Annotated in this window: 20 protein-coding genes; 13 read left to right on the top strand and 7 right to left on the bottom strand. The window is 45.8% G+C overall.

The annotated features are described in order from the left end of the window. Nucleotides 1–15 precede the first annotated feature (15 nt). The 4 genes from ESB13_RS12770 to ESB13_RS24295 form a co-directional block, all read right to left on the bottom strand. Nucleotides 16–1,929, bottom strand: coding sequence for an OmpA family protein (locus ESB13_RS12770; protein ID WP_129003859.1), 1,914 nt, complete (start codon nt 1,927–1,929; stop codon nt 16–18). A gap of 305 nt (nt 1,930–2,234) precedes the next feature. Continuing rightward, a complete protein-coding gene (locus ESB13_RS12765) occupies nt 2,235–2,879 on the bottom strand; it encodes a 7-carboxy-7-deazaguanine synthase QueE (RefSeq protein ID WP_246022530.1) in 645 nt (214 codons plus the stop codon). Beyond that, nucleotides 2,879–3,757 (bottom strand): bifunctional 5,10-methylenetetrahydrofolate dehydrogenase/5,10-methenyltetrahydrofolate cyclohydrolase, encoded by an 879-nt coding sequence (locus ESB13_RS12760; RefSeq protein ID WP_129003857.1) that lies wholly within the window; start codon nt 3,755–3,757, stop codon nt 2,879–2,881. The genes ESB13_RS12765 and ESB13_RS12760 overlap by 1 nt, the downstream gene beginning before the upstream one ends. Nucleotides 3,758–3,771: 14 nt before the next feature. After that, complete coding sequence (locus ESB13_RS24295; protein ID WP_407920872.1) at nt 3,772–4,059, bottom strand: DUF6787 family protein; 288 nt, start codon at nt 4,057–4,059, stop codon at nt 3,772–3,774. Nucleotides 4,060–4,395: 336 nt separating this feature from the next. On the opposite strand from ESB13_RS24295, the gene ESB13_RS12755 reads away from it, so the two are divergent. The 4 genes from ESB13_RS12755 to ESB13_RS12740 all read left to right on the top strand — a co-directional run bounded on the left by ESB13_RS12755 (nt 4,396) and on the right by ESB13_RS12740 (nt 9,869). Next, nucleotides 4,396–7,527, top strand: coding sequence for a SusC/RagA family TonB-linked outer membrane protein (locus tag ESB13_RS12755; protein ID WP_129003855.1), 3,132 nt, complete (start codon nt 4,396–4,398; stop codon nt 7,525–7,527). A 15-nt stretch (nt 7,528–7,542) separates the two neighbouring features. Continuing rightward, nucleotides 7,543–9,015 carry a SusD/RagB family nutrient-binding outer membrane lipoprotein gene (locus ESB13_RS12750; protein WP_129003853.1) on the top strand — a complete coding sequence of 491 codons (1,473 nt, stop codon included), beginning with the start codon at nt 7,543–7,545 and terminating at the stop codon, nt 9,013–9,015. 10 nt (nt 9,016–9,025) lie between these two features. Beyond that, nucleotides 9,026–9,463, top strand: a complete 438-nt coding sequence (locus ESB13_RS12745; protein WP_129003851.1) for a hypothetical protein — start codon at nt 9,026–9,028, stop codon at nt 9,461–9,463. Between the two features lie 97 nt (nt 9,464–9,560). Further along, nucleotides 9,561–9,869 (top strand): DUF3467 domain-containing protein, encoded by a 309-nt coding sequence (locus ESB13_RS12740; protein WP_129003849.1) that lies wholly within the window; start codon nt 9,561–9,563, stop codon nt 9,867–9,869. A gap of 20 nt (nt 9,870–9,889) precedes the next feature. Here the strand turns inward: ESB13_RS12740 and radC are convergent, their stop codons facing one another. Continuing rightward, entirely contained in the window at nt 9,890–10,579 is a 690-nt protein-coding gene (gene radC / locus ESB13_RS12735) for a RadC family protein (RefSeq protein WP_129003847.1), read from the bottom strand. A gap of 73 nt (nt 10,580–10,652) precedes the next feature. Between radC and ESB13_RS12730 the strand changes: the two genes are divergently transcribed. Together ESB13_RS12730 and ESB13_RS12725 are read left to right on the top strand one after the other, a co-directional pair. Beyond that, nucleotides 10,653–11,603 (top strand): ribose-phosphate pyrophosphokinase, encoded by a 951-nt coding sequence (locus ESB13_RS12730; RefSeq protein WP_129003845.1) that lies wholly within the window; start codon nt 10,653–10,655, stop codon nt 11,601–11,603. Between the two features lie 32 nt (nt 11,604–11,635). Beyond that, on the top strand, nt 11,636–12,226 hold the full coding sequence (locus tag ESB13_RS12725) for a 50S ribosomal protein L25 (RefSeq protein ID WP_129003843.1): 591 nt from the start codon (nt 11,636–11,638) through the stop codon (nt 12,224–12,226). Nucleotides 12,227–12,390: 164 nt separating this feature from the next. On the opposite strand, the gene ESB13_RS12720 is transcribed toward ESB13_RS12725, so the two are convergent. Next, nucleotides 12,391–13,734, bottom strand: a complete 1,344-nt coding sequence (locus tag ESB13_RS12720) for a sensor histidine kinase (protein WP_129003841.1) — start codon at nt 13,732–13,734, stop codon at nt 12,391–12,393. A gap of 71 nt (nt 13,735–13,805) precedes the next feature. On the opposite strand from ESB13_RS12720, the gene pth reads away from it, so the two are divergent. From pth to ESB13_RS12700, 4 genes are all read left to right on the top strand, one after another. Next, nucleotides 13,806–14,384 carry an aminoacyl-tRNA hydrolase gene (gene pth, locus ESB13_RS12715; RefSeq protein ID WP_129003839.1) on the top strand — a complete coding sequence of 193 codons (579 nt, stop codon included), beginning with the start codon at nt 13,806–13,808 and terminating at the stop codon, nt 14,382–14,384. 116 nt (nt 14,385–14,500) lie between these two features. Then, on the top strand, nt 14,501–15,112 hold the full coding sequence (locus ESB13_RS12710) for a fumarylacetoacetate hydrolase family protein (protein WP_129003837.1): 612 nt from the start codon (nt 14,501–14,503) through the stop codon (nt 15,110–15,112). 15 nt (nt 15,113–15,127) lie between these two features. Continuing rightward, nucleotides 15,128–17,194 (top strand): alpha-ketoacid dehydrogenase subunit alpha/beta, encoded by a 2,067-nt coding sequence (locus ESB13_RS12705; protein ID WP_129003835.1) that lies wholly within the window; start codon nt 15,128–15,130, stop codon nt 17,192–17,194. 116 nt (nt 17,195–17,310) lie between these two features. Next, complete coding sequence (locus tag ESB13_RS12700; protein WP_129003833.1) at nt 17,311–17,808, top strand: ferritin; 498 nt, start codon at nt 17,311–17,313, stop codon at nt 17,806–17,808. A 254-nt stretch (nt 17,809–18,062) separates the two neighbouring features. On the opposite strand, the gene ESB13_RS12695 is transcribed toward ESB13_RS12700, so the two are convergent. Next, on the bottom strand, nt 18,063–20,456 hold the full coding sequence (locus ESB13_RS12695; RefSeq protein ID WP_129003831.1) for an alpha-ketoacid dehydrogenase subunit alpha/beta: 2,394 nt from the start codon (nt 20,454–20,456) through the stop codon (nt 18,063–18,065). 155 nt (nt 20,457–20,611) lie between these two features. On the opposite strand from ESB13_RS12695, the gene ESB13_RS12690 reads away from it, so the two are divergent. The 3 genes from ESB13_RS12690 (at nt 20,612) to ESB13_RS12680 (ending at nt 22,785) form a co-directional block, all read left to right on the top strand. Continuing rightward, nucleotides 20,612–21,034 carry a DUF1573 domain-containing protein gene (locus tag ESB13_RS12690; protein WP_129003829.1) on the top strand — a complete coding sequence of 141 codons (423 nt, stop codon included), beginning with the start codon at nt 20,612–20,614 and terminating at the stop codon, nt 21,032–21,034. Nucleotides 21,035–21,060: 26 nt separating this feature from the next. Then, nucleotides 21,061–21,453: a DUF1573 domain-containing protein gene (locus tag ESB13_RS12685; RefSeq protein ID WP_129003827.1), complete on the top strand. Its 393-nt coding sequence runs from the start codon at nt 21,061–21,063 to the stop codon at nt 21,451–21,453. A 129-nt stretch (nt 21,454–21,582) separates the two neighbouring features. Next, nucleotides 21,583–22,785 (top strand): pyridoxal phosphate-dependent aminotransferase, encoded by a 1,203-nt coding sequence (locus ESB13_RS12680; RefSeq protein WP_129003825.1) that lies wholly within the window; start codon nt 21,583–21,585, stop codon nt 22,783–22,785. The last annotated feature ends 47 nt before the right edge of the window (nt 22,786–22,832 follow it).

The following is a 22,832-nucleotide window of genomic DNA, read 5'->3' as shown; positions in this document are numbered from 1 at the left end:
GGTTCTGGATGGTTTTTATAAGCTGGTGATGGTAAATTCTGTGCGCCGGTTTTGTGCTTTTCCCTGTTCGGTATCATTGCCTGCCAGGGGTTTGGTAGCGCCATAACCTTTAGAGGTGATGCGTTTTGGATCGATGCCTTTGCTTATGAGATAGTCTGCTACAGCTTTTGCCCTGTTGGCAGAGAGCTTCAGGTTTTGAGCTGCGTCGCCGGTATTATCGGTGTGGCCGCTGACCTGGATATGTATGGCCGGGTTTTCTCCAAGGAGGTCGACCAGTTTATCCAACTCGATGCGGCTAACCGGGGCCAGTTCGTAGGAATTGGATGGGAATTGAATATTCTTCAGGATCACGGTACTGTTGATACGTATGGGCTGGAGTGCAATATTTTTCTGATAAGTGGTGTCGGCAGGTTTTCCGGAAAGGGCATACACATCGCTGTAGAAGAGATAGCCTTTGCGGTTAACGGTAAAGGTGTAGTCTTTGCCTACGGGAAGTGTTATAAAGTAATGTCCTGTTTCATCGGTTTGAACTTTTGTAACCAGCTGCTGGTTACTGTCGTTGGTAAGTTCTACAGTACTGGGAATGCCTTTTTGCGTGGTGGCATCGAATACATGGCCTTTTACGTAAAGCGTTTTAACCGGGCGGATATCGGGGCGGAGTTCGAATTTGTAGAGGTCGAGCCCGCCGCGGCTATCGGCGCGATCGCTGGCGTAGTAGGCATCGATGCCGTTGGAGGCAACGTATAAGGTGCCTTCGTTCTCTATGGTATTGATGGGATAGCCGAGGTTTTCGGGGATGCCCCATTCCTGGTTATCTTTTTTTCTTAGTACAAAAATATCAGTGCCGCCATAGCCTGGGAGCCCGTCGGATGTAAAATACAGCGTCTGGTTATCGGCATGGATGAAGGGTGCCTGTTCATCGGCGGCGGTATTGATGGCGGGTCCCATATTAGCTGCGGGGCTCCACCGGCCGTTGGGCTGGCGGTAGCTTACATACAGGTCTTTTCCGCCGTAGCCGCCGGGGCGGTTGCTACTGAAATAAAGGGCTTTTTTATCGGGGCTAAGGGTGGGGGCGCTTTCCCAGAATTCAGTATTTATGTTAGGGCCGAGGTTTTGTGGTTCGCTCCAGCCGGTAGGGGTATAATAGGAGATGTAGAGATCGAAGTTACCGAATCCTTGTCCTGAGAAATTGCCTGCAAACAGCAGCCATTCGCCGTCCTGGGAGATATGGAGGGCGCCTTTTGAGGGCTGGTAATTGATATCGCCGTTGATGAGGCCTGCTTTGGTATAGGGTGTTTGGGGCTGGAGGCGGCTGCTTGACATAAAGTCTTCGCGGATGCCTGCGCCTTTGCGGGTAAAAACGAAGAGGCTGTCGTCGATAGTTATGGAGGGGTAATATTCCGACTGCGGCGAGTTGATGCTGTCGCCGAGATTTATGGGTGCAAAGACGTAGCTGGTGTTGGTGTTGCGGGCCTGTTGCTGCAGTGCGAATTCGTATGTTTTCTTTCTATATCTGCCATTGGCGATACTTCGATCGGACAGTTTGTCGAGTGCGAGGAACCTGTTTGCGGCCTGTAATGCTTCGGCAAAGCGGCCTTCGCCGGCGAGGTTGATAGAATAGGGGAGGTCGTAATATTTAAAGTAGGCTGTATCGAACTTTCTTGCTGTTTCGTAATAATAGATGCTTTTGCTATAGTTTTTCAATTCGCCATAGACGCCGGCGAGGGAGAGGTAAGCATCTACATAATTGGGGTCGTATTCAAGCGCTTTGCCGAGCAGGGGGATAGCGTCTCTTACGAGACCGTCGCGTAACTGCAGCATTGCTTTTTCGTATGCGTCAACCGCTTTTTTATTCACTTTTTCGGAATTGTACTGGGTGTGGGCCACAGTTCCGAGCAATAACCCGCAGATCAAGAGCAACTTTTCCATAGCTGGAAGTTCGGAAATTATTTGGAATAGATGGCAGATGGCGGATGGTTGGATTACAGGGGTGGGGTGATTGGCAGGTGGCTGTTAAAATAAAAGGGCAAATGATAGTTGGAGTGGTTGATGCTGGAGCGGGGATTTTATTCAGGAACATGGCCGTTGGGTTGAAGAGGGCTCGAAGGCGGCTTATAAACGGCTCTATAAAGCGTACTTTTTTGTGGATGAGGGGCAGGCGTGTTTTTTTGACAGCCTTTGTATGGCAGCAAGTCTGGATCTATGGTTGAGCGGATGTTAAAGATACGTTCTGTTTAAGGAACGTTGATGTACTTATGGATCTGCAGGCTTAATCCCCAGTGTGGATGTGTTTTAATGTAGTCGACAATATACGGGGTTACTTCTGCTGCCTTACCCCATTCGGGCTGGAGATAGAGTTTACAGGAAGGGAGCACCAATTTAGCCTGTTCTTCGGCCCAGATCAGATCGTGTTTATTATAGATAATGACCTTTAGCTCGTTGGCAGCCTGTGCTACTTCGGGGAGCGGGGCTTTGAATTTTTTAGGAGAGAGGCAGATCCAGTCCCAATAGCCACTTAACGGGCTGGAGCCGGATGTTTCGATATTGGTAGCGAATCCTGCGGTTTGGAGCGCTTCGGTGAGTTCATAGAGTTCGTGCATGAGGGGTTCGCCGCCTGTGACGACTGCGATGACGGGGAAGGTGTCGGGCGTTACGGCTGTAACCTCCTGAACTGCGCGTTCGGTGATCTGCTCTATGGTATAGAGGGGGTGAGCGCTGGCGTCCCAGCTTTCTTTCACATCGCACCAGAAGCAGCCTACGTCGCAGCCTCCGAGGCGGATGAAGTACGCGGCTTTTCCCTGATAGAATCCTTCTCCCTGAATGGTATAGAAGGATTCCATCACGGGTAACAAGTTTGTATCTGTAGTGTTGGTAGTCATCAGGATATTCTCCTTTTATAAGCGACCAGTGTATTTTTCATCAAGCCGGCGATAGTCATTAAGCCTACGCCACCGGGTACCGGTGTAATGGCGCCTGCGACTGTTGCTACTTCGTTGTATGCGACATCGCCTTTAATGCGGTATCCTTTTTTGGCTGTAGCATCGTTCACGCGGGTGATACCTACGTCTATGATCACTGCTCCGGGTTTTACCATATCGGCTTTTACGAATTCGGGGCGTCCGAGCGCTGCTACTATGATATCGCCCTGTAAGCATATTTCTTTCAGGTTTGCGGTATGGGAGTGGCAGATGGTGACGGTGCAGTTGCCGTAGGCGTGATTGCTGCTAAGCAGTACGCTCATAGGGCGACCCACTATATTACTGCGGCCAATAACTACCGCATGTTTGCCTTTCGTGCTGATGTTGAAGTGTTCGAGCATGAGCATGATACCATATGGGGTAGCGGGAACAAAGGTTTCGAGGCCCTGAACGAGTTTACCTACGCTGTTAGGGTGGAAGCCATCGACATCTTTATCGGGGTGGATGGTTTCGATGACCTTTTGTTCGCTGATATGTTTAGGTAACGGTAATTGAACGAGGATGCCGTCAATACCAGCATCATTGTTCAGGTTTTGTATGGTATTCAGTAATGCTTCTTCGGAGACTGTTTCTTCGAGGCGAACGAGTGTTGATTCGAAGCCTATTTCGGCGCAGCTTTTTACTTTATTGGCTACGTAGGTTTCGCTGGCGCCGTTGCTGCCAACGAGGATCGCCGCCAGGTGGGGCGCTCTTTTTCCTTCAGCCATGAGCTGGGATACTTCCTGTCTTAATTGTTCTTTTACGGATTGGGATGCGATTTTCCCGTCTAATACTTGCATAGGCTGCAAAAGTATTATTTTTTATCCGTTCTTCTTTTTCTGCTGAAGAGCCTTGCCAGGTATTGGCGAAAAAAAAGGAACTGACCGAGTGGGATGCTGACGATGAGGACACAGAGTGGCCATAGTAAACTAACTAACAGTATGTAAATTATCAGCCATAGGGCACGGTGTTCTATGGGCAGGGTTTTCATAATTAGTCTGCCGATATACCCGCAGGCGCTGCCTCCCAGGGCAAAGGTTGTAATAATAAGCAGGAGGCGCCAGCCATTTACGTTCCATTTTTGTTTCAGGTGTTTGAACATGTTACAAAAATAAGTATGCAAGGCATGCAGCATTTATTTAATGCTCCTTGTCCTGTTAAAAGCGTAAAAAAATTATTTTTTGGTTAAAAATTAACTTATTGCTTAATATTGCGTTGCTGCTTTCTTAAAAAACTGAAATGAGAATTCAACTAACAGTGATTTGAGAACATTTAAAAAGCTAACAAACCTTATAAACTGCCGCATAAAAAACCGACAAGATTTCATTGAAATCCATTTTTTATCCTGTACCTGCAAGAAACTGACATTACGATTTGCTGCTGTATTAAAACAAGTAAATACTTGAGTATTTAGTATTTAATCATTAAACATATACACATGAGAAAACTAGTAACGTTTTTATTAGGGTTACTATGCGTTTTTACGTCTGCGTTAGCGCAGCGGCGAGCGGTGGTTGGTAAGGTTGTTGATGAAAACAATGTTCCGATACCCTCTGTTTCCATTCAAATTAAAGGTTCTTCGGCGGGCGTTGCTGCCAGTGAGGCTGGCGTATTCGAGATCCATGCAGCCAATCGCGATGTGCTTGTATTTTCCTCTGTAGGTTTTGTTTCAAAAGAAGTAACTGTAGGTACGAAATCTACCATAAACGTTACACTTGTGCGGGAGACATCCACTATTGAAGAGGTGGTAGTTACCGCAATGGGCATTACGCGTAAAACAAAATCATTGGGTTACAGCGTACAGCAAATTGCTGGTGATGAACTGAATAAAGCCCGTGAAGCCAACGTGGTGAACTCACTTGCAGGCAAACTGGCTGGTGTACGTGTAACGGCTCAGTCCGGTACCCTGGGTGGCAGTTCCAAGATTGTAATTCGTGGTGTAAGCTCCCTGGGTGGCAGCAGCCAGCCTATTTTTGTGATCGATGGTTTGCCTATAGATAATGGCAGTCCTAACATTGCAACCCAGTCTGGTGCGGCTCCTACAGGTATAGCTTCTGTGGACTATGGTAACAGGGCTGGTGATATCAATCCTGATGATATTGAATCTGTATCAGTATTGAAAGGAGCTTCTGCAACTGCGCTTTATGGTGCGCGTGCAAAAAACGGTGCGATCGTTATCACTACCAAAAAGGGTAAATCGGGCCGTTCTTCTGTTACCGTAAATTCTTCTACCCGTTTCGATAATGTGCTGAAACTGCCTAAATTCCAGAACGAGTATGCCCAAGGTACTTATGGCGTTTATGAAGTGGCACAGCTTAACGGATGGGGTCCCAAGATCAGTGATGTACAGGATCGCCAGTTCACCAACTTCCTGGGAGAGCAGGAAACACTGAAAGCTTATCCTGATAACATCAAAGACTTCTTTCAAACCGGTAATACTTTCATGAACTCTGTTTCTTTTGAAGGTGGTAATGAAGGTGCTGATTTCAGGTTAGGTTATTCCAATACTACACAGGATGGTACTGTTCCTAATCAATCGTACAAAAGAAATTCACTGACACTTAACGGCGGCCGGGTTTTCTCTCCCCAATTCAATGCGAGGGCCAATGTAAGTTATATGGGTATTTCTTCCAAGGGCCGTCCTGTACAAAGTTCCAACAACCCTAACATCCTGGGTAACGTTTTATACAACATTCCCAGGACTGTGGATATGCAGAAGTTAAGGGACAACTATATTAATCCTGAAACGGGTCAGCAAATACCGGTGTCGCCTTCACGTACCGGTAACAACCCATTCTGGATCATTAACAACAACGGTTATTCCGGTGACCTGGAAAGGATCTATGGTAATGCAGTGCTGAACTACAAACCTGTAGACTGGATCACTGTTACCAATAATATTGGCCTGGACGTTTATAACGAATTCAGGAAAGGTGTTACGCGTAATGGTACTATTGGTATGCTTACCGGTGGTTTTACTGAAGCCAACCTGTACAGCCGTACTCTTAACAATGACCTGACGATCACTGCTTTAAAACCTATTGCCAAAGATCTTACGCTCAAGGCGCTGGTAGGTGGTAATATTTACGAGCAGTATTTCAGGCGCAGCCAGGGTGATGCGCAGGAGCTGACTGTTGACCAGTTATATTCTTTTGCGAACGCTGCGGTGGTAGTAACTCAGAATTTCCAACAGCGCAAACGTATTTTAGGTGTGTTTGGTGAAATTGAGTTCAACTATAAAGACTTCCTCTTCCTTAATGCTACCGGCAGAAATGACTGGAGCTCTACGCTGCCTGTAAACAACCGTTCTTATTTTTATCCTTCTGTAAGTTCCAGCTTTGTATTTACCGAAGTAATGAAGAAACCGAGCTGGCTTTCCTATGGTAAAGTAAGGGCTACCTGGGCAAGTGTTGGTAGTGATGAATCGCCTTACCTGACAGATTTTTATTACAATCCTCAGAGCGCTGGCTTTGCGCAGTATGGTTATGGTGTAACATTCCCTTTCAACGGAGCGCTTGCATATAGCATTCCTATTACTTCTCCTGCTTACAACCTGAAGCCTCAAAAACAAAACTCCTATGAGTTTGGTGCTGAACTGCGTTTCCTGCAAAACAGGATCAATCTCGATGTTACCTATTATAAGTCAAAAACTTCCGATCAGATCGTAGCGCTGGCTGTACCTAACTCTACAGGTTTCCGGACCTTAAGGACCAATGCGGGTACTGTTCAGAACTCTGGCTGGGAGATTCAATTAGGTATCATACCTGTTAAGACAAGTGATTTCACCTGGAGAATCGATGGTAACTTCTCAAAGAACAAACAGATCATGACCGAGTTACCTGAATCTATCAAGACCTATACACTGGCCAGCGGCTGGAGCTCACTGCAGATCAGGGCTGAAAAAGGAAAAGAGTTTGGTATTTATGGTACCGGCTGGCTTCGCGATCCGGACGGAAATATTGTTATAGATCCGGATAATGGTTATCGTGTGACTACCGGTGATGTTCGTTTAGGTAACCTGTATCCGTCATGGATGCTGGGTGTGAACAATACATTCACCTACAAAGGATTTAATTTAGGATTCCTTGTTGATATAAGGAAAGGTGGTACGCTTTATTCCAGCACTGTTTCTAGCTTACGTACGAGCGGTATGGCTATTGAAACTGCTGGCCACAGAGATCAACCTATCATCGATAAAGGTGTTAATGAAACTGCTGATGGTAAGTATGTTCCCAATACTGTAGCTGTTCAAAGTACAGAAGATTATTGGGCGAACAACTTTGTATCATCCAATACGGAGGCGAATATATTCGATGCTTCTTATGTTAAGCTGAGAGAAGTAAGGATCTCATATATGTTCCCTCAAAAGAATTTTTCCGGTGTATTTAGCTTTATTAAAGGAATTGAGTTAGGTGTAGAAGGCAGGAACCTGTGGATCATTCATGATAATATTCCTCATATTGATCCTGAGGCTAACTTTTTCACAAACAGTACTGTTGGTGAGGGTGTAGAATTCAACTCTGTACCTACCACCCGTTCTATTGGGTTCAACGTGAGGCTTAAACTTTAATACAACTAATTAACTATGAAGCAAAGAAAATATATATATGTAATGGCAGGCCTGCTGGCAGCATTGTCGCTGGGATCCTGTAAGAAATTCCTTGATGTTAACGAAGATCCCAACAATGCCAAGGCGATAGATGCGAAGTTGTTGTTTTCGTTTGCCACAACATCTTATGTCAACAACCGTGCTGGTGGTGACTTATATATTCCTATGGCACTGGGTGGACAATCTGTTGCGGGTGGCGGTAACTCTACGTTAGGTATCAGCTGGGGAACGCGCAGTGAAGATGCTTATGTGTTCAGCGCTTTCAGCTATGGTAACATATGGACGCAGTTTTATACGAGTGTAGGCGCCAACCTGAGAGACATCATAGACAAGGCGAATACTTATACACCGAAAAATAACAATGGTGTAGCGCAAGCTAAAGTGTTGCTGGCGCAAACGGTATATGATTTAACGACTATTTATGGAGATATTCCATACAAAGAGGCGTTCAATTTCAATCTTTATCCTTCTCCTCATTTTGATCCTCAGAAGGATGTGCTTGATAGTGTGGTTGCATTAGTAGACCAGGCACTGGTTTTATTTGACGAGGATAATGAAACCAAGTTCACCGGTTCCTATGACATGTTCTACGGTGGTGATATCAGCAAATGGATCAAAGCGGCCAAGTCGATTAAGTTAAGGGCGTTGCTTACTATGGTAGATAAAGAGCCTGCAAGGGCAGCGGCCATAGGTACCCTTATTACCGACGGAGGTTTAATATCGGCAGCGGCTGATAATATGAAAGTTTCCTTTGCAACAACAGCGGGCAAGAGAAATCCCAAGTATGCTATTAACCTGCAGTATAATGGCGGCAGGGAATTCTTCTATGGTTCTCCCTACGTTGTGGATTTCATGAATGCAAATGCCGATCCGCGTTTGCCGAGGTTCTTTGACAGGCCGACCGGTCAGACAGCTTATGTAGGTATAGAACCAGGCGCCAATGCGAATGATGCTGTTCATGCAAAGCTTGCAAAAACCATACACGTTGCAGACCAGCCTGAATTTGTATTCACTTACCAGGAAGCTCTTTTTTACCAGGCAGAGGTATATGCAAGAGGTTTGGGTGTTAGTGTGAATATGGCCAGGGCTGATGAACTTTATAAGGCTGCAATAACGCAATCCTGTATCTTCTGGGGTGTAGCTGCTGCAGATGCTGCAAATTTTGCTGCCGCCAGACCCAGTTTGACCAGCATGACTGCTGCTGATGCGATCGCTGCTATTCATTACCAGCACTGGGTAGATAAGATGGACCGCGGTATCGATGCCTTCACTGAATGGAGGCGTTCCGGACCAGAGGGTAGTGAAACACCGGCTCTGAGACCGCCAAGTGTGGTAGGTGGTACCAACCTGTTCCGCAGGTTCCAATATCCCGGAAGCTCTGAGATACTGGCTAATCCTAATGCGCCGGAAATATCACTGTTTAACGTGAAAATGTGGTTTGATCTTTAAAAATAACAATATGAAGAAATACTCAGTTATATACATGGCTTTCTTTTTTGTGCTGATCTTTACTGCATGCAAAAAAGAATCGTCGGGAGACAATGTTTTAGAAGGAACCTTTACTGTGCCTTATGTAGATGCAGTATTTGATAATAGTTCTATTGTTGCGCCGCCCCGTGATACCACAATTGATATCCACTTTGTGTTAAAGCGGGCTGTAAACCAGAACACTACTATTTCTTACAGCATTTCGGGCATTACCACCGCGGCTAATCAAACCATTACCATTGATCGCCAGGAGCTGGAAGCAGTGAAATCTGTTAGTGTGCCCAAGGGTACTCAGGGTCAGATCATTGTAACTGTTACCAAGGCGGTGTTTGCAGATAATACTGCGCTAAACCTGGGGTATCAGGGTACAACAACTGATGCTATTGTATCGAGTATGCGACTCAGATAGTTTGGCAGATATTGTCTTAATGTAATAAAGCGGGTGATAGCAGGATTGATATCCTGAACTATCGCCCGCTTTATTTATTTTTGCCAAAAAGAAACGAATGTCAGATCAGCAACAGAATCAGCTTAATATAGAAATCAGCGAAGAAATAGCGGAAGGTACTTATGCGAACCTAGCCATTATCACGCATTCTCATGCAGAGTTTGTTATTGACTTTGTGAACGTGATGCCCGGCACTCCTAAAAGCAGGGTAAAATCACGTATTATTTTTACGCCTATGCATGCGAAGCGTTTTATGCGTGCTTTACAGGAGAATGTAGAGCGTTATGAAGCTGCCAATGGTCCTATCCAGGATATGGAGCAAATAGAAATACCTATGAATTTCGGCGGTCCTAATGCACAGGCATAACCTCGAGGGGGGGGCTGCTGCTACATGAGGGAATTATCGGCAAAGCTATAATGGCCTGTTTCGCCTACGATGATGTGGTCGATGATGTGTATATCCATAAGTAAGGCGGCAGTTTTTATGCGGGAGGTGAATATTTCATCCTGTTTACTGGGAGTGGTATCGCCACTTGGGTGGTTATGGCAAAGGATGACATGAACGGCATCGTGAACGAGTGCTTTTTTGAGAATCACGCGGGGATCGGCAATGGTGCTGGTGATGCCGCCCTGGCTGATGATTTCGAAGTGGATGACCCTGTTGGTGGTGTTGAGGAAGAGCACAGCGAACATTTCCTGTTTGCGGTACTGGAGCAGCATCCGCAGGAAATATGCAGCTTCTTCTGTAGATTTTATTGTTTTTCCCTGTAATTGCTGGGCTGTGCGGCGAATGGTAAGTTCGAGGGCGGCAGCTATAGCCACTGCCCGTGCGCTGCCTACACCTTTGATGTTTAGTTTAATAATTTCCTGTACAGACATTTTTCCCAGGCGCTGGAGATCGTGGTTTACGGCTGCCAGTAATTGCTGGGCAACAGCCACTGCCGATGTGTTGCGGGTGCCACTGTTTAGCAAAATTGCAATTAATTCGGAGTTGCTCAGGTGCTGTACACCTTTGCGCATGAGTTTTTCTCTTGGCCGGTCTTCTTCGGCCCAGTTTTTAATTTTGGTGCTAAGCATAGGAAAATTATTGTTCTGTAAATATACACCAAATAATATTTGAATTTCTATCTTCGCGCCTCATTCTGTAGCTATGAACCCATCTGTTAAAATCTTTTCCGGCACAGGTTCTCAGCATCTGGCGGAAAAGGTGGCTAAAAAATTCGGAGCGTCCCTGGGTAAGATTAATGTTCAGAAATTCAGTGACGGCGAGTTTCAGCCCATCTTCCTGGAGAGTATCCGGGGGGATTATGTTTTTTTAGTGCAAAGTACTTTTGCTCCTACTGATAATTTGATGGAGTTACTGCTAATGATTGACGCTGCCAAAAGGGCCAGCGCCGGTAAAATAGTAGCAGTGATCCCTTATTATGGTTTTTCGCGTCAGGACCGGAAAGACCGGCCACGGGTGGCGATTGGAGCCAAACTGGTAGCCACCCTTATAGAGGCCGCAGGTGCTGACAGGGTGATTACCATGGACTTACACGCTCCCCAGATCCAGGCATTCTTTGATATTCCGGTGGATCACCTGGACAGTTCAGCCATTTTTATTCCTTATATCGAGCAATTAAACCTCGAAAAGCTTACCTTTGCGGCCCCTGACGTAGGAAGTACGAACAGGGTAAGGGAAATTGCGAGCTATTTCAATGCTGAAATGGTTATTTGTGATAAGCATCGCAAGCGGGCAAATGAAATTGCCAGCATGGTAGTAATAGGTGATGTGGTAGGAAAAGATATTATTCTTATCGATGATATCTGTGATACGGGCGGTACGCTTGCGAAGGCAGCGGGTCTGTTGAAGGAGAAAGGTGCCAGAAGTGTTCGTGCACTGTGTACGCATCCTATCCTTAGCGGAAAAGCCTATGAAAATATTGAGGCGAGTGTATTGGAGGAACTTGTTGTTTGTGATACTATTCCCCTGAAAAAGGAGAGCGCCAAGATAAAGGCGTTAAGTGTTGCAGATCTTTTCGCCATCGCTATCCGGAATGCGTATGAAAACAAGAGCATTACAAGCTTGTTCATTCATTCGCAGCGCAGACACCAGTAAGAAAGCGTTTTTAATAAAACACATATAATAAAATGAAAACAATTACAATCGAAGGACAACTGAGGACCGATTTTGGCAAAAAAGCCACCCGCCAGCTTCGCTCTCAGGAACTCGTGCCTGCTGTAATTTACGGGGGTGCCAAGGAGATCAACTTCTCCGCTCCGGCCAAGGCTTTTAAACCATTGGTGTACACAGGTGAATTCCAGCTTGCTGAAATCAAGCTGGATGGAAAAGCTTACAGATGCGTACTGAAAGACCTGCAGTTTGACAAGGTTACAGACGAACTGATCCACCTTGACTTGCTGGAACTGGTAGAAGATAAAAAAGTTATCGCTACGCTGCCTCTGAAGTTTGTAGGTACTTCAGTGGGTGTTAAAGCCGGTGGTAAACTAATCACCAAAATGAAAGCGCTGAAGGTAAAAACTTTACCTAAGTATCTGAAAGAGAACATTGAGGTTGACATCACTACCCTGGAACTGAATGCCAACATTCGTGTTCAGGATGTGAAAGCAGAAAACATGGAGGTGATGAACTCTCCACGTATTCCTGTTGCTTCTGTAGTTATGACACGTCAGCTGAAACAAGAAGAAGCTGCTGCGGCGAAAGAAGACAAGAAGAAGTAAACGGACTGATTCCAATAGCAAAAACGGGTTGGCTGCCAAGAGCAGTCGGCCCGTTTTTTTTTGCATGTATGTGATTTTAGGTTTGAAACCAGGGGAATGCTTGCTTGTTTCAAATGAAGGAATACAGGTGTTGGCCGTGGGATAAGGCCTGGGCTGTGGCTGGCTCAACTGGCTATGGGCAACAGGAAGCTAACTACGCTGCCTTTGGGATGGTTGGCGGTAATTTCGAGGCGGCCGCCGTTTTTTTCAAGAAATTCTTTGCAGAGTAAAAGTCCTAACCCTGTTCCTTTTTCATTGGAGGTGCCCCTGGTTGAGACATTTACAGATCCGGAATTCAGCAGATCGAGCTGTGCCTGCGATATACCGATGCCCTGATCGGAGATGGAAAGGCACACAAAGTTTTTATGGGCCTGGCTGCTTACTATAATGAGTCCTCCTACGGGGCTGAATTTGATGGCATTGGTTAACAGATTTCTTAGAATAAGGCTGCAATGATCCATATCTGCTTTTACGAGTGCCTGATCGGTAATGTCGATGCGAATTAAGATGTCCTTTTTAACGGCCTGTGGCTGGAGGAAGGCTGTTTTTTCTTCGGCCAGTTTCCGCAGGGAGACCAGTTGTTCTTTAACTGAAATGCCGGTGAGCTGCGACCGGCTCCATTGCAAAAGGTTTTCCTGGCTGGCCTGCAGGTCGTCGACCTGTTGGATGAGGATGGCTGCTATTTGTTCGAACTCGGCGGCAGAGATCATGCGCTGCTGCAGTAGGTCGAGTGATCCACGCAGGCTGCCGAGAGGCGATCGCATGTCGTGGGCTATGATTGAAAAAAGTTTTTCTTTGGTACGGTTCAATTCTCCCAGCATCTGGTTATTTTCTTCCAGGGCATCTTTTTGTGCGAGGAGTTGTATTTTTTGATCGTAGAGGGCTTTGTTCTTTTTTTCTATTACCTGCTGGTGGTGCAGGTGCTGCTGTTTAAAATAGTTAAGACTGATAATGAAAAGGAGCAGCATCATTGCAAGGTTGATGATGGCTCTTGTTCCGCCTACATTGGTTATAATGGGGGAGCGGCTTTTTTCGATATATACCCAGATGTAGGCAATGGCTGTGATGCCGCTGAAGATGTAGATGAACCATTTATTATTATACAGAATGACGGCAAGGATGATGGTTAAGAGCAGGAAATGCTCGCCACCATTGTGATACAGGATACTGCTTACGGTAAAAATGATGTTACTGACTATCAGCAACAGTAACCGGGCCAGGTAGTAGCGGCGCTGGTAGTTGATATATAATATTGTAGCACCACCGGCTAGGATGGCGAGATTGATAAAGCCGAGTGTGTAGTATTGTTTAAGCAGGTTAACTATCAGGAAAAAGGTGGTTACCGGCATGCAACTAAGCACACAGATATTGGTAAGTTTTGTTCTTTTTACCTCATCCAAAGGCATATCCGAATGGGTACCGGAAGAGATAAGTCGGTTGACAAAAGCAAAAGTTGATGCAGCGTACAAATTAAAAAGCTTAATAATGGAAATCCGAGCTTAGTAAAAATACTACTTTTGGGTTTCATTTATTATTAAAAATGAGTAAGTTTCTGATCGTTGGATTGGGGAATATAGGGCAGGAGTATGCTCATACCCGGCATAATATAGGTTTTGATGTAGTGGATGCTTTTGCGCAGAAGCACGGTGGTGTTTTCAGGACCGACCGCCTGGCGGAAGTTGCCGAGGTAAAGTGGAAGGGAAAAATATTTGTATGTATCAAGCCCACCACTTACATGAATTTAAGTGGGAAAGCCTTCCGGTACTGGATGGACAAGGAAAAGATCCCTATGGAGCAAACGCTGACCATTGTGGATGATCTTGCGCTTCCCATCAATAAATTAAGGTTGCGGGGTGGGGGGAGCGATGCCGGGCATAACGGGCTAAAGGATATTCAGGCCATGTTGGGCACGGATAAGTATCCCAAATTACGCTTTGGTATTGGAAATCAATATCCTAAGGGGATGCAAATTGAGTTTGTGCTTGGAAAATGGTTTCCTGAGGAGGTGGAAACAGTGAACAAAAAGATACTGGCTTGTACCGGTATTATCGAGCAATTTGCCCAAATAGGGGTGGAAAAAACGGCAAGCCAGGTGAATAATTTAGATTTTTCGAAATAGAACGGCTGATTAACAGTATTTTAGCATAAATATGATGCACGCAAAAGGCTGATACCAATTGTACCCTAGCTGGCTATCGCCCGAGTATGATTATTATTTACTAAAAAAGTTTATCTATGAAAATCTTTTGTGTTGGTAGAAACTATGCAGATCATGCAAAGGAACTTAACAATGATGTTCCTGATGAGCCTGTTATCTTCCTTAAGCCTAAAAGTGCGCTATTGCAGGCGCATACGCCGTTTTACTACCCTGAGTTTTCCAATGAACTTCATTATGAAGTGGAGTTGGTGTTGCGTATTTCGAAAAACGGGAAATACATACAGGAGCGTATGGCTTCCCGTTATTACGATGCCATATCTGTGGGTATAGATTTTACTGCACGGGATGTGCAAAATGAACTAAAAAGTAAGGGACTTCCCTGGGAAAAAGCAAAGGCATGGGACAACTCTGCTGTTATTGGCAAGTGGTTACCCCTGATACCTGAGCTGATGAAAAAATCTTTTAACTTCTCTCTTACGCTGAATAATCAAACTGTACAGCGTGGGAATACCAGTGACATGATTTTTTCCTTTGACAAGCTGGTCTCTAATATCTCCCAGTATTTTTCGCTTAACATCGGTGATGTTATTTTCACCGGTACACCGGCAGGTGTTGGTGAGTGTGTGGTTGGAGATGTGCTGGAGGGCTTTTTGGAACAGGAAAGGATGTTTGAACTGGAGATAAAATAATGGATCAATTATCTCATGCTTGCCATTAACGAAATCGCCAGGGCGTATCATCTCATGGCGACCGCCCGGGCTATGGGGAACTTGTACGAGAATAACAGGAGTACCTGTAAATATGTACATTCTACTTCCAAAGGTCACGAAGCCATACAAATTGCTGTTGGCATGCATTTGTTGCCTTGCGATTATGTAAGTCCATATTACCGTGACGACAGTATGTTATTGTCGCTTGGATTTACGCCTCATGAACTGATGTTACAGCTGATGGCAAAGGCCGAAGACCCTTTTTCGGGAGGACGGTCTTATTATTGTCATCCTTCTTCACTTGACGAAACCAAACCCAGGATCATTCATCAGAGCAGTGCCACGGGGATGCAGGCTATTCCTACTACCGGCATTGCACAGGGGCTGCGTTTTCTCGAAGAAACAGCTTCTCCTTTATTAGTAAAAGGACCCGACGGTGAGCTGCCTGTGGTATTGTGTTCGTTTGGAGACAACAGTATTACTGAGGGCGAGGTTAGCGAGGCTTTCCAGTTTGCTGTACTAAAGCAGCTACCGATCATTTACCTGGTTCAGGATAATCAATGGGGCATTAGTGTGTCGGCCCAGGAGGCGCGTGCCATGAATGCTTACGAATATGCAGCCGGTTTTAAAGGCATGCACCGGATGCAGGTAGATGGAAGCGATTTTGTAGCCAGCTATTTTGCTTTAAAAGAGGCGGTAGCATTTGTAAGACAGAAGCGGGCTCCTCTGCTTATTCATGCCAGTGTGCCGCTGTTGGGGCATCATACCAGCGGGGTAAGGAAAGAGTTTTACCGGTCGCAGAAAGACCTGGATAAACATGCGCTGAAGGATCCATTTCCGGCTTTACGCCGCCTGATGGCGATGCATGGTTACCAGGAAGAGCAGATATCTAAAATTGACGAAGATGCGGCTGTCATTGTCCGGGAGGCGTTTGATGCTGTATGTGCTGCAAACGAACCGGATGTGGAGCAGGTTACCGCACATGTTTTTGCAGAGACCCCTGTTACGCAGGAACTTGGTGTACGCCAGCCCCAGTTGGGCGAAAGAGTAATGATGGTTGATGCGGCTTTGCATGCCATTGAAGATATTATGCGGGCGCATCCGGAATGTGTATTATATGGTCAGGATGTAGGGCAGCGGCTGGGCGGCGTGTTCCGTGAAGCTGCTACACTGGCTGATAAATTTGGTACGCATCGTGTTTTTAATACTGCCATACAGGAAGCTTATATTATTGGTTCTACCATTGGCATGACGGCAGTGGGGCTTAAACCTATCGTTGAAGTTCAGTTTGCCGATTATATTTATCCGGGGTTAAATCAACTGGTGACGGAGATTTCAAAGTCCTGCTATTTAAGTCATGGTAAGTTTCCGGTGCCAATGATCTTAAGGGTGCCTACCGGGGCTTATGGTGGCGGCGGGCCTTATCATAGCGGAAGTATAGAGTCAACTTTATTGTCGGTAAAAGGTATTAAGGTGGTTTATCCTTCGAATGCTGCTGATATAAAGGGGCTGATGAAGGCTGCATTTTATGACCCGAACCCGGTGGTGATACTGGAGCATAAGGGGCTTTACTGGAGTAAAGTGCCGGGTACCGATCCGGCACGCATGGTAGAGCCTGCTTCAGACTATATACTGCCATTAGGTAAGGCGGCGGTTGTTACCGAAGCTACGGCTGCGTGTGTTGATAATGGAGAATCGGCTTGCGTGATCACCTACGGTATGGGCGTATACTGGGCAAAAGCCGCAGCTGCCTCTTTTCCCGGACAGATAGATGTGGTAGATCTTCGTACGTTGTATCCATTAGATGAAGCGCTGGTGTTCGAGGTGGTTAAAAAACATGGACGTTGCCTGGTGCTGACTGAAGAGCAGCAGAATAATTCTTTTGCCGAAGCGCTGGCCTACCGGATCACTAAAGCCTGCTTCAATTATCTCGACGGGCCAGTGGAGGTAATGGGAGCTTTGAATTTGCCCGCTGTTCCTATTAATATTTCTCTTGAGGCCGCTATGCTGCCGGGAGAGGAGAAATTGAGAAAAAGACTTGCCCAATTGCTTCAGGGATAGCATCGATGATTCATGTTGTATGGCAGTTCGTTTTCTTCCCGATGTGGCTATTCCGGGAATCAAATAAAGCTGTACATTAGAAGAAGAGAGTTTACCGTTAACCCAAAATAGAAATTATGCTATCGAAAACAATGCAGGAGGCTTTGAACCAACAGGTATTTATGGAAGCCCAGTCGTCGCAGGCTTACCTGGCCATGGCAAGCTGGGCTGAGATCCAGCCCGGATTGAAAGGTGTAACGCAGTTTTTCTTCAGACATAGTGAAGAAGAACGTATGCATATGTTAAAGCTCATTCATTATATCAATGAGCGTGGTGGTTTTGCCGTGGTCCCTGCTTTGGAACAGCCGGTGTTAACTTTTGTATCGCTCAAAAAGGCTTTTGAAAAGTTGCTGGATCATGAGCTGAAAGTGAGCGGCAGCATCAATGATCTTGTAGATCTGTCGTTGAAGGAGAAGGATTATGCTACTCATAATTTCCTTCAATGGTATGTAAATGAACAAATGGAAGAGGAGCGATTAGCCCGTGAATGTAATGATAAGCTGGAACTGGTGGGTGACGACAAGAGCGGCCTCTATTTGTTTGACAGGGATATTATGACAATGGATCAGGATTAGGAATGAAGTGTTGAAAACTGTGCGCATCCTGTTTTGCTAAAAAAACGGTGTCAGCTTTTGCTAAAAAAAGAGGCGGTTTTGTAAAAGGAGTCTTAAAGCATCCTCAAAGCTTCTTTAAAGCTTCTCAAAAGCTTCTTTCAAAATGATCGTTTTTTTAGCATTCTTTAGCAAATAATAAAATAGCCCCGGTTTTGCCGGGGCTATTTCTATTTAGAAAGATGCTTAGCAGTTATCTGCTATTCTGCCATCTGTTCTTATTCCGCCATCATGTCCTGGATGGCTTCTATGACGTCTTCTGCATTTGGTTTGCTGAAGTAATCGCCATCGCTGCCATATGCAGGGCGGTGCGCTTTTGCCGTGAGCGTTCGTGGCGCTACGTCGAGCCATTTGTAGCCACCCTGTTCTTCCATTACTTTGTTGAACATGTATGCAGCGCCGCCTCCGGGCACATCTTCATCGATAAAGATGATACGGTTGGTTTTCTGCAATGAGCCGAAGATCACATGCTGTGTATCGAAAGGAAGTAAAGTTTGTACGTCGATGATCTCGATATCGATGCCTAATGCCTGTAAACGTACGGCTGCATCCTGAACGATACGGAGTGTGGAGCCGTAAGATACAACCGTGATATCGGCGCCTTCTTTTATTACTTCGGGCACACCCAATGGAACGGTATATTCCAGCAGGTTGGCGGGCATGGTTTCTTTCAGGCGGTAGCCATTCAAACATTCCACCATAATTGCCGGGTCATTGGCTTTGAGCAGTGTATTATACATGCCGATAGCTTGTACCATGTTGCGCGGAACGCAAAGATATATGCCACGTAAGGCGTTAAGCATCATGCCCATTGGAGAGCCACTATGCCAGATACCCTCCAGGCGGTGGCCACGGGTACGTACAATAAGCGGACAGCTTTGCTGGCCACCTGTACGGTAATGGAGCGTTGCCACATCGTCGCTCAACGGCTGAAGGCCGTATAGCAGGTAGTCGAGATACTGGATCTCGGCAATAGGTCTTAAGCCGCGTAAAGCGAGTCCTATGCCTTGCCCTATGATCGTGAGCTCCCTGATACCGGTATCGAAGATCCTGTTTTTGCCGTGTTTTTCCTGTAGCCCGGCGAAGCCCTGGTTTACGTCCCCGATCTTACCCACATCTTCTCCAAAAGCCAGTACTGAAGGATTGGAGGCGAAGAGCTGGTCGAAGTATTTGTTCAATAATTCGTAGCCGTTGATCACCGGTGCTGTTTCATCGATGGCCGGAGTTACTACCGGTACTTTGAGGGCACTTTTTTCACCTTCGTTATACAGGAGACTGTTATAGAGCGGATCGTTGATTTGCTGCAGTTTTTTCCGGTAGGCCTTTACTTCGGCTACCGATGGCGACCCGGGAGCAATTTCCGTAGCAAGCGCCAATGAGCGCATGATATGGCGGCGCAACGGTTCGCGGTTGTTTTCCAGGTCTTTGGCCAGGTCCTGAACCTTGCTGTAGGCTTCCATGTCGTTCACCGTCATGTTGCGGATCAGCGACACTGCTTCCTGCACCTGTTCCTTGATGGGCTGCTGGTATTTGCGCCAGGCATTTGCCTTGCTTTCTTTCACCATTTGTTTGGCAGCTTCATCTATAGCGGCGAGTTCATCTTCATTGGCAATGCCATTTTCGATGATCCATTCGCGCATTTTTTTGATACAGTCCCATTCTTTTTCCCATTCCAGTCTTTCGGCCGATTTATAGCGTTCATGACTGCCGGAGGTGGAGTGGCCCTGTGGCTGTGTTATTTCTTCGACATGAAATACTGCGGGAACATGCGTGTCGCGCATTCTGGTGAGCGCCGATTCAAACACTTCGCACATGCCGGCATAATCCCAGCCCTGTACTTTATATATATCAACTCCGTTGGTATTGTCTTTTTTCTGGAATCCTTTCAGTGCTGCTGAGATAGATCCTTTGGTGGTCTGGTATTTTGTAGGCACGGAGATACCATATCCGTCGTCCCATACAAAAATGGCCAGGGGCACCTGCAATACGCCTGCGGCGTTTACGGCTTCCCAGAAATGGCCTTCCGAAGTAGAGGCGTCGCCAATGGTGCAGAAGCATATTTCGGAGCCGTTACGCGACAGGTGCTCCATTGAATGCAGTTGTGCTACTTCGCGGAATGCTTTCGAGGCGAATGCGAGGCCGAGTGCTCTGGGCATCTGGCCTGCAGTTGTTGAAATATCGGAAGATACGTTCAGCTTATCGGCTATCGGTTCCCACTGTCCATTGTCCTGCACGATGCGGGTAGCGAAGTGGCCGTTCATCTGACGGCCCATACTAAAGGGCTCATTTTTAAGATCGGGGTCGGCGTACAGTTGTGCAAAAAACTGTTCAACTGTAGCTAAACCTGTGGCAAACATAAAAGTCTGGTCACGATAATAACCGGCGCGCCAGTCGCCAGGCTGGAAAAACTTAGCCATAGCTACCTGGGCAAGTTCTTTACCGTCACCAAAAATGCCAAACTTGGCCTTGCCTGTCAATACCTCGCGGCGACCGAGTAAACTAGCTTCGCGACTTTCCAGCGCTACTTTGTAGTCTTTCAGCACCTCTGCTCTGAACCCTTCGTAAGAGAGCATGTCATTGCTCATTTGAATATCTGCAGATGTATTGTTCATGGCACAAAAATAGGGTTTACCACCCGTGAAAGTCCAAAACGATTTTCATTTGGGAGGTCAGGTAATAAACTCCGCTTAAATTCTTACTGAAAAGTGTAGGAAATAAAGTTTATCAATAACTTTATCACATTGTTCAGATAGTAATAATTAATCACATGAAAAAAATAGCCTGTTGCCTGGCGCTTTTAATAGCTTTTGGCAGCCTTCACGCTCAAACCAACACTGGTACAGCACCTGTTCAAGACATCGAAAAGGTGATTTCGTTCTCGGAAACGGATCATGACCTGGGAAAGATCCCTTACGGCAAGCCTGTGGAATTTGACCTGGAGCTTAAAAATATCAGTAAAGATTCGGTAAAAATAGATAATGTTCAGGCTGGCTGCGGCTGCACTACGCCTAAGTGGCAGGCAGGTCCTTATGCTCCTGGTCAGAAATTTAAAATAACTTTGGGCTTTAACGGTTATACCGAAGGCCATTTTGTAAAGTCAGTGACTGTATATTTCTCTAATGGCCTTACGAAACAATTGTTATTCCATGGCGATACTTACAAGGATCAGCCAGCTGCGAAAACCAAGTAAAATTGAACCAGATAAAATAAGAAAGTATGAAGAAGTTGTTCCTGTTCGCGTGCCTGCTCATCTCTGCGGCTACATTTGCTCAAACCACGTCTACTTCACCGCTTGAGTTTAAGGAAGTAAAGCATTCTTTTGGTAAAGTGCCCCAGAATGTACCGGTTACCACTACATTCACTTTCACTAATACCAGCGATAAAACTGTTATTATTGAAAATGCTACTGCTGAATGTGGTTGTACTACGCCTGTTTATCCCAAAACTCCTATTTTGAAAGGAAAAACCGGCGAGATCAAGGTTACTTATAATGCAGTTGCTGCCGGCCAGTTTACAAAAAATGTTCATGTGAAGATTGCAAACGTGCAGCAACCAGTTCAGCTGACCATTTCCGGTGAGGTGGTTACTGCTCCTGCGAAGACGAAGTAAACAGATTTGACTTACTATAATGAATTGGGTGTTAAAGGGATCTACGACCTTTTAACACCCATTTTTTTTAAAGAATATAGCGTTTAAAAATTGTTTGATTTTTATAACGATTCTAAAGACATTTGCGCCATGTCAAAACTAAAGATCAGTAACAGAGGCAGGGAAATGCCTGCTTCCCCTATAAGAAAGCTTGTGCCCTATGCCGAAGCTGCCAAGAAGCGAGGAACGATCGTATACCATTTAAACATTGGACAACCTGACATTGAAACTCCCAAAATGGTACTTGATGCGGTGCGTCATTCAGAATTTAAAATTCTGGAATACAGCCATAGTGCGGGTAATGAAAGCTACCGGAAAAAATTGGTTCAATATTATAACCAGGTAGGTGTTCAGGTAACTCCCGAACAGATCATTATTACCACCGGAGGGTCGGAAGCGATCCTGTTTGGATTTATGGCCTGTCTTGATGCGGGTGATGAGGTTATTATACCGGAGCCTTTTTATGCCAACTACAATGGTTTTGCTGTTGAGGCCGACGTTAAGGTAGTGCCTATTTCTTCCAGTATTCATAATGGCTTTGCTTTACCGGCAATTGAAGAGTTTGAGAAGGCTATCACGCCACGTACAAAGGCGATCATTATTTGTAATCCTAATAATCCTACAGGATATCTCTACAGTAAAGAAGAGATGCTTGTGCTGAAGGAGCTTGTTACCAAACACAATCTTTACCTGTTTTCGGATGAAGCTTATCGTGAATTTTGTTACGAAGGAGAGCATTTCAGCGCCATGCAGCTGGAGGGTATTGAAGATCACGTGGTACTGATGGATACCATCAGCAAAAGGTACAGCGCGTGTGGCGGCAGAATTGGGGCATTTGTTACCCGCAATAAAGCTTTGATTGAAACTGTGATGAAATTTGCGCAGGCAAGGTTAAGTCCACCCAGTTTTGCCCAGATAGCGGGTGAAGCGGCTGTTGATCTGCCGGCAGATTATTTTGATGAAACCAAGGCGGCTTATAAATCGAGGCGTGACCTGATTGTTGAGCGGCTTAATGCGATGCCAGGTGTGTTTTGTCCTAACCCGGGCGGCGCGTTTTATGCAATGGCGCAGCTTCCGGTGGATGATGCCGACGTATTTTGCCAATGGCTCCTGGAAAGTTTTGAATATCAAAAGCAGACCGTAATGATGGCGCCGGCCAGTGGTTTTTATGGTACTCCGGGCCTTGGGAAGCAGGAAGTAAGGCTCGCCTACGTATTAAATGAAAGTGCAATAGATAGAGCTATGAACTGCCTTGAAGAAGCGCTAAAAGTGTATCCCGGTAGAACTAATTAATAATCACTTGTTTATGATTTTTTAGTGGACGCGGGTTGAGCTTAAAG

The sequence above is a fragment of the Filimonas effusa genome, from assembly GCF_004118675.1.
Lineage (GTDB): Bacteria > Bacteroidota > Bacteroidia > Chitinophagales > Chitinophagaceae > Filimonas > Filimonas effusa.
The sequence above is the reverse complement of the archived record's forward strand: the minus strand, read 5'-3'. Positions and strand labels throughout refer to the sequence as shown.

What these genes read in the sequence shown, in the direction of transcription:
- ESB13_RS12770 (WP_129003859.1), bottom strand. Translation starts at nt 1,929, where the DNA reads ATGGAAAAGTTGCTCTTGATCTGCGGGTTATTGCTCGGAACTGTGGCC.
- ESB13_RS12765 (WP_246022530.1), bottom strand. Translation starts at nt 2,879, where the DNA reads ATGACTACCAACACTACAGATACAAACTTGTTACCCGTGATGGAATCC.
- ESB13_RS12760 (WP_129003857.1), bottom strand. Translation starts at nt 3,757, where the DNA reads ATGCAAGTATTAGACGGGAAAATCGCATCCCAATCCGTAAAAGAACAA.
- ESB13_RS24295 (WP_407920872.1), bottom strand. Translation starts at nt 4,059, where the DNA reads ATGTTCAAACACCTGAAACAAAAATGGAACGTAAATGGCTGGCGCCTC.
- ESB13_RS12755 (WP_129003855.1), top strand. Translation starts at nt 4,396, where the DNA reads ATGAGAAAACTAGTAACGTTTTTATTAGGGTTACTATGCGTTTTTACG.
- ESB13_RS12750 (WP_129003853.1), top strand. Translation starts at nt 7,543, where the DNA reads ATGAAGCAAAGAAAATATATATATGTAATGGCAGGCCTGCTGGCAGCA.
- ESB13_RS12745 (WP_129003851.1), top strand. Translation starts at nt 9,026, where the DNA reads ATGAAGAAATACTCAGTTATATACATGGCTTTCTTTTTTGTGCTGATC.
- ESB13_RS12740 (WP_129003849.1), top strand. Translation starts at nt 9,561, where the DNA reads ATGTCAGATCAGCAACAGAATCAGCTTAATATAGAAATCAGCGAAGAA.
- radC (WP_129003847.1), bottom strand. Translation starts at nt 10,579, where the DNA reads ATGCTTAGCACCAAAATTAAAAACTGGGCCGAAGAAGACCGGCCAAGA.
- ESB13_RS12730 (WP_129003845.1), top strand. Translation starts at nt 10,653, where the DNA reads ATGAACCCATCTGTTAAAATCTTTTCCGGCACAGGTTCTCAGCATCTG.
- ESB13_RS12725 (WP_129003843.1), top strand. Translation starts at nt 11,636, where the DNA reads ATGAAAACAATTACAATCGAAGGACAACTGAGGACCGATTTTGGCAAA.
- pth (WP_129003839.1), top strand. Translation starts at nt 13,806, where the DNA reads ATGAGTAAGTTTCTGATCGTTGGATTGGGGAATATAGGGCAGGAGTAT.
- ESB13_RS12710 (WP_129003837.1), top strand. Translation starts at nt 14,501, where the DNA reads ATGAAAATCTTTTGTGTTGGTAGAAACTATGCAGATCATGCAAAGGAA.
- ESB13_RS12705 (WP_129003835.1), top strand. Translation starts at nt 15,128, where the DNA reads ATGCTTGCCATTAACGAAATCGCCAGGGCGTATCATCTCATGGCGACC.
- ESB13_RS12700 (WP_129003833.1), top strand. Translation starts at nt 17,311, where the DNA reads ATGCTATCGAAAACAATGCAGGAGGCTTTGAACCAACAGGTATTTATG.
- ESB13_RS12695 (WP_129003831.1), bottom strand. Translation starts at nt 20,456, where the DNA reads ATGAACAATACATCTGCAGATATTCAAATGAGCAATGACATGCTCTCT.
- ESB13_RS12690 (WP_129003829.1), top strand. Translation starts at nt 20,612, where the DNA reads ATGAAAAAAATAGCCTGTTGCCTGGCGCTTTTAATAGCTTTTGGCAGC.
- ESB13_RS12685 (WP_129003827.1), top strand. Translation starts at nt 21,061, where the DNA reads ATGAAGAAGTTGTTCCTGTTCGCGTGCCTGCTCATCTCTGCGGCTACA.
- ESB13_RS12680 (WP_129003825.1), top strand. Translation starts at nt 21,583, where the DNA reads ATGTCAAAACTAAAGATCAGTAACAGAGGCAGGGAAATGCCTGCTTCC.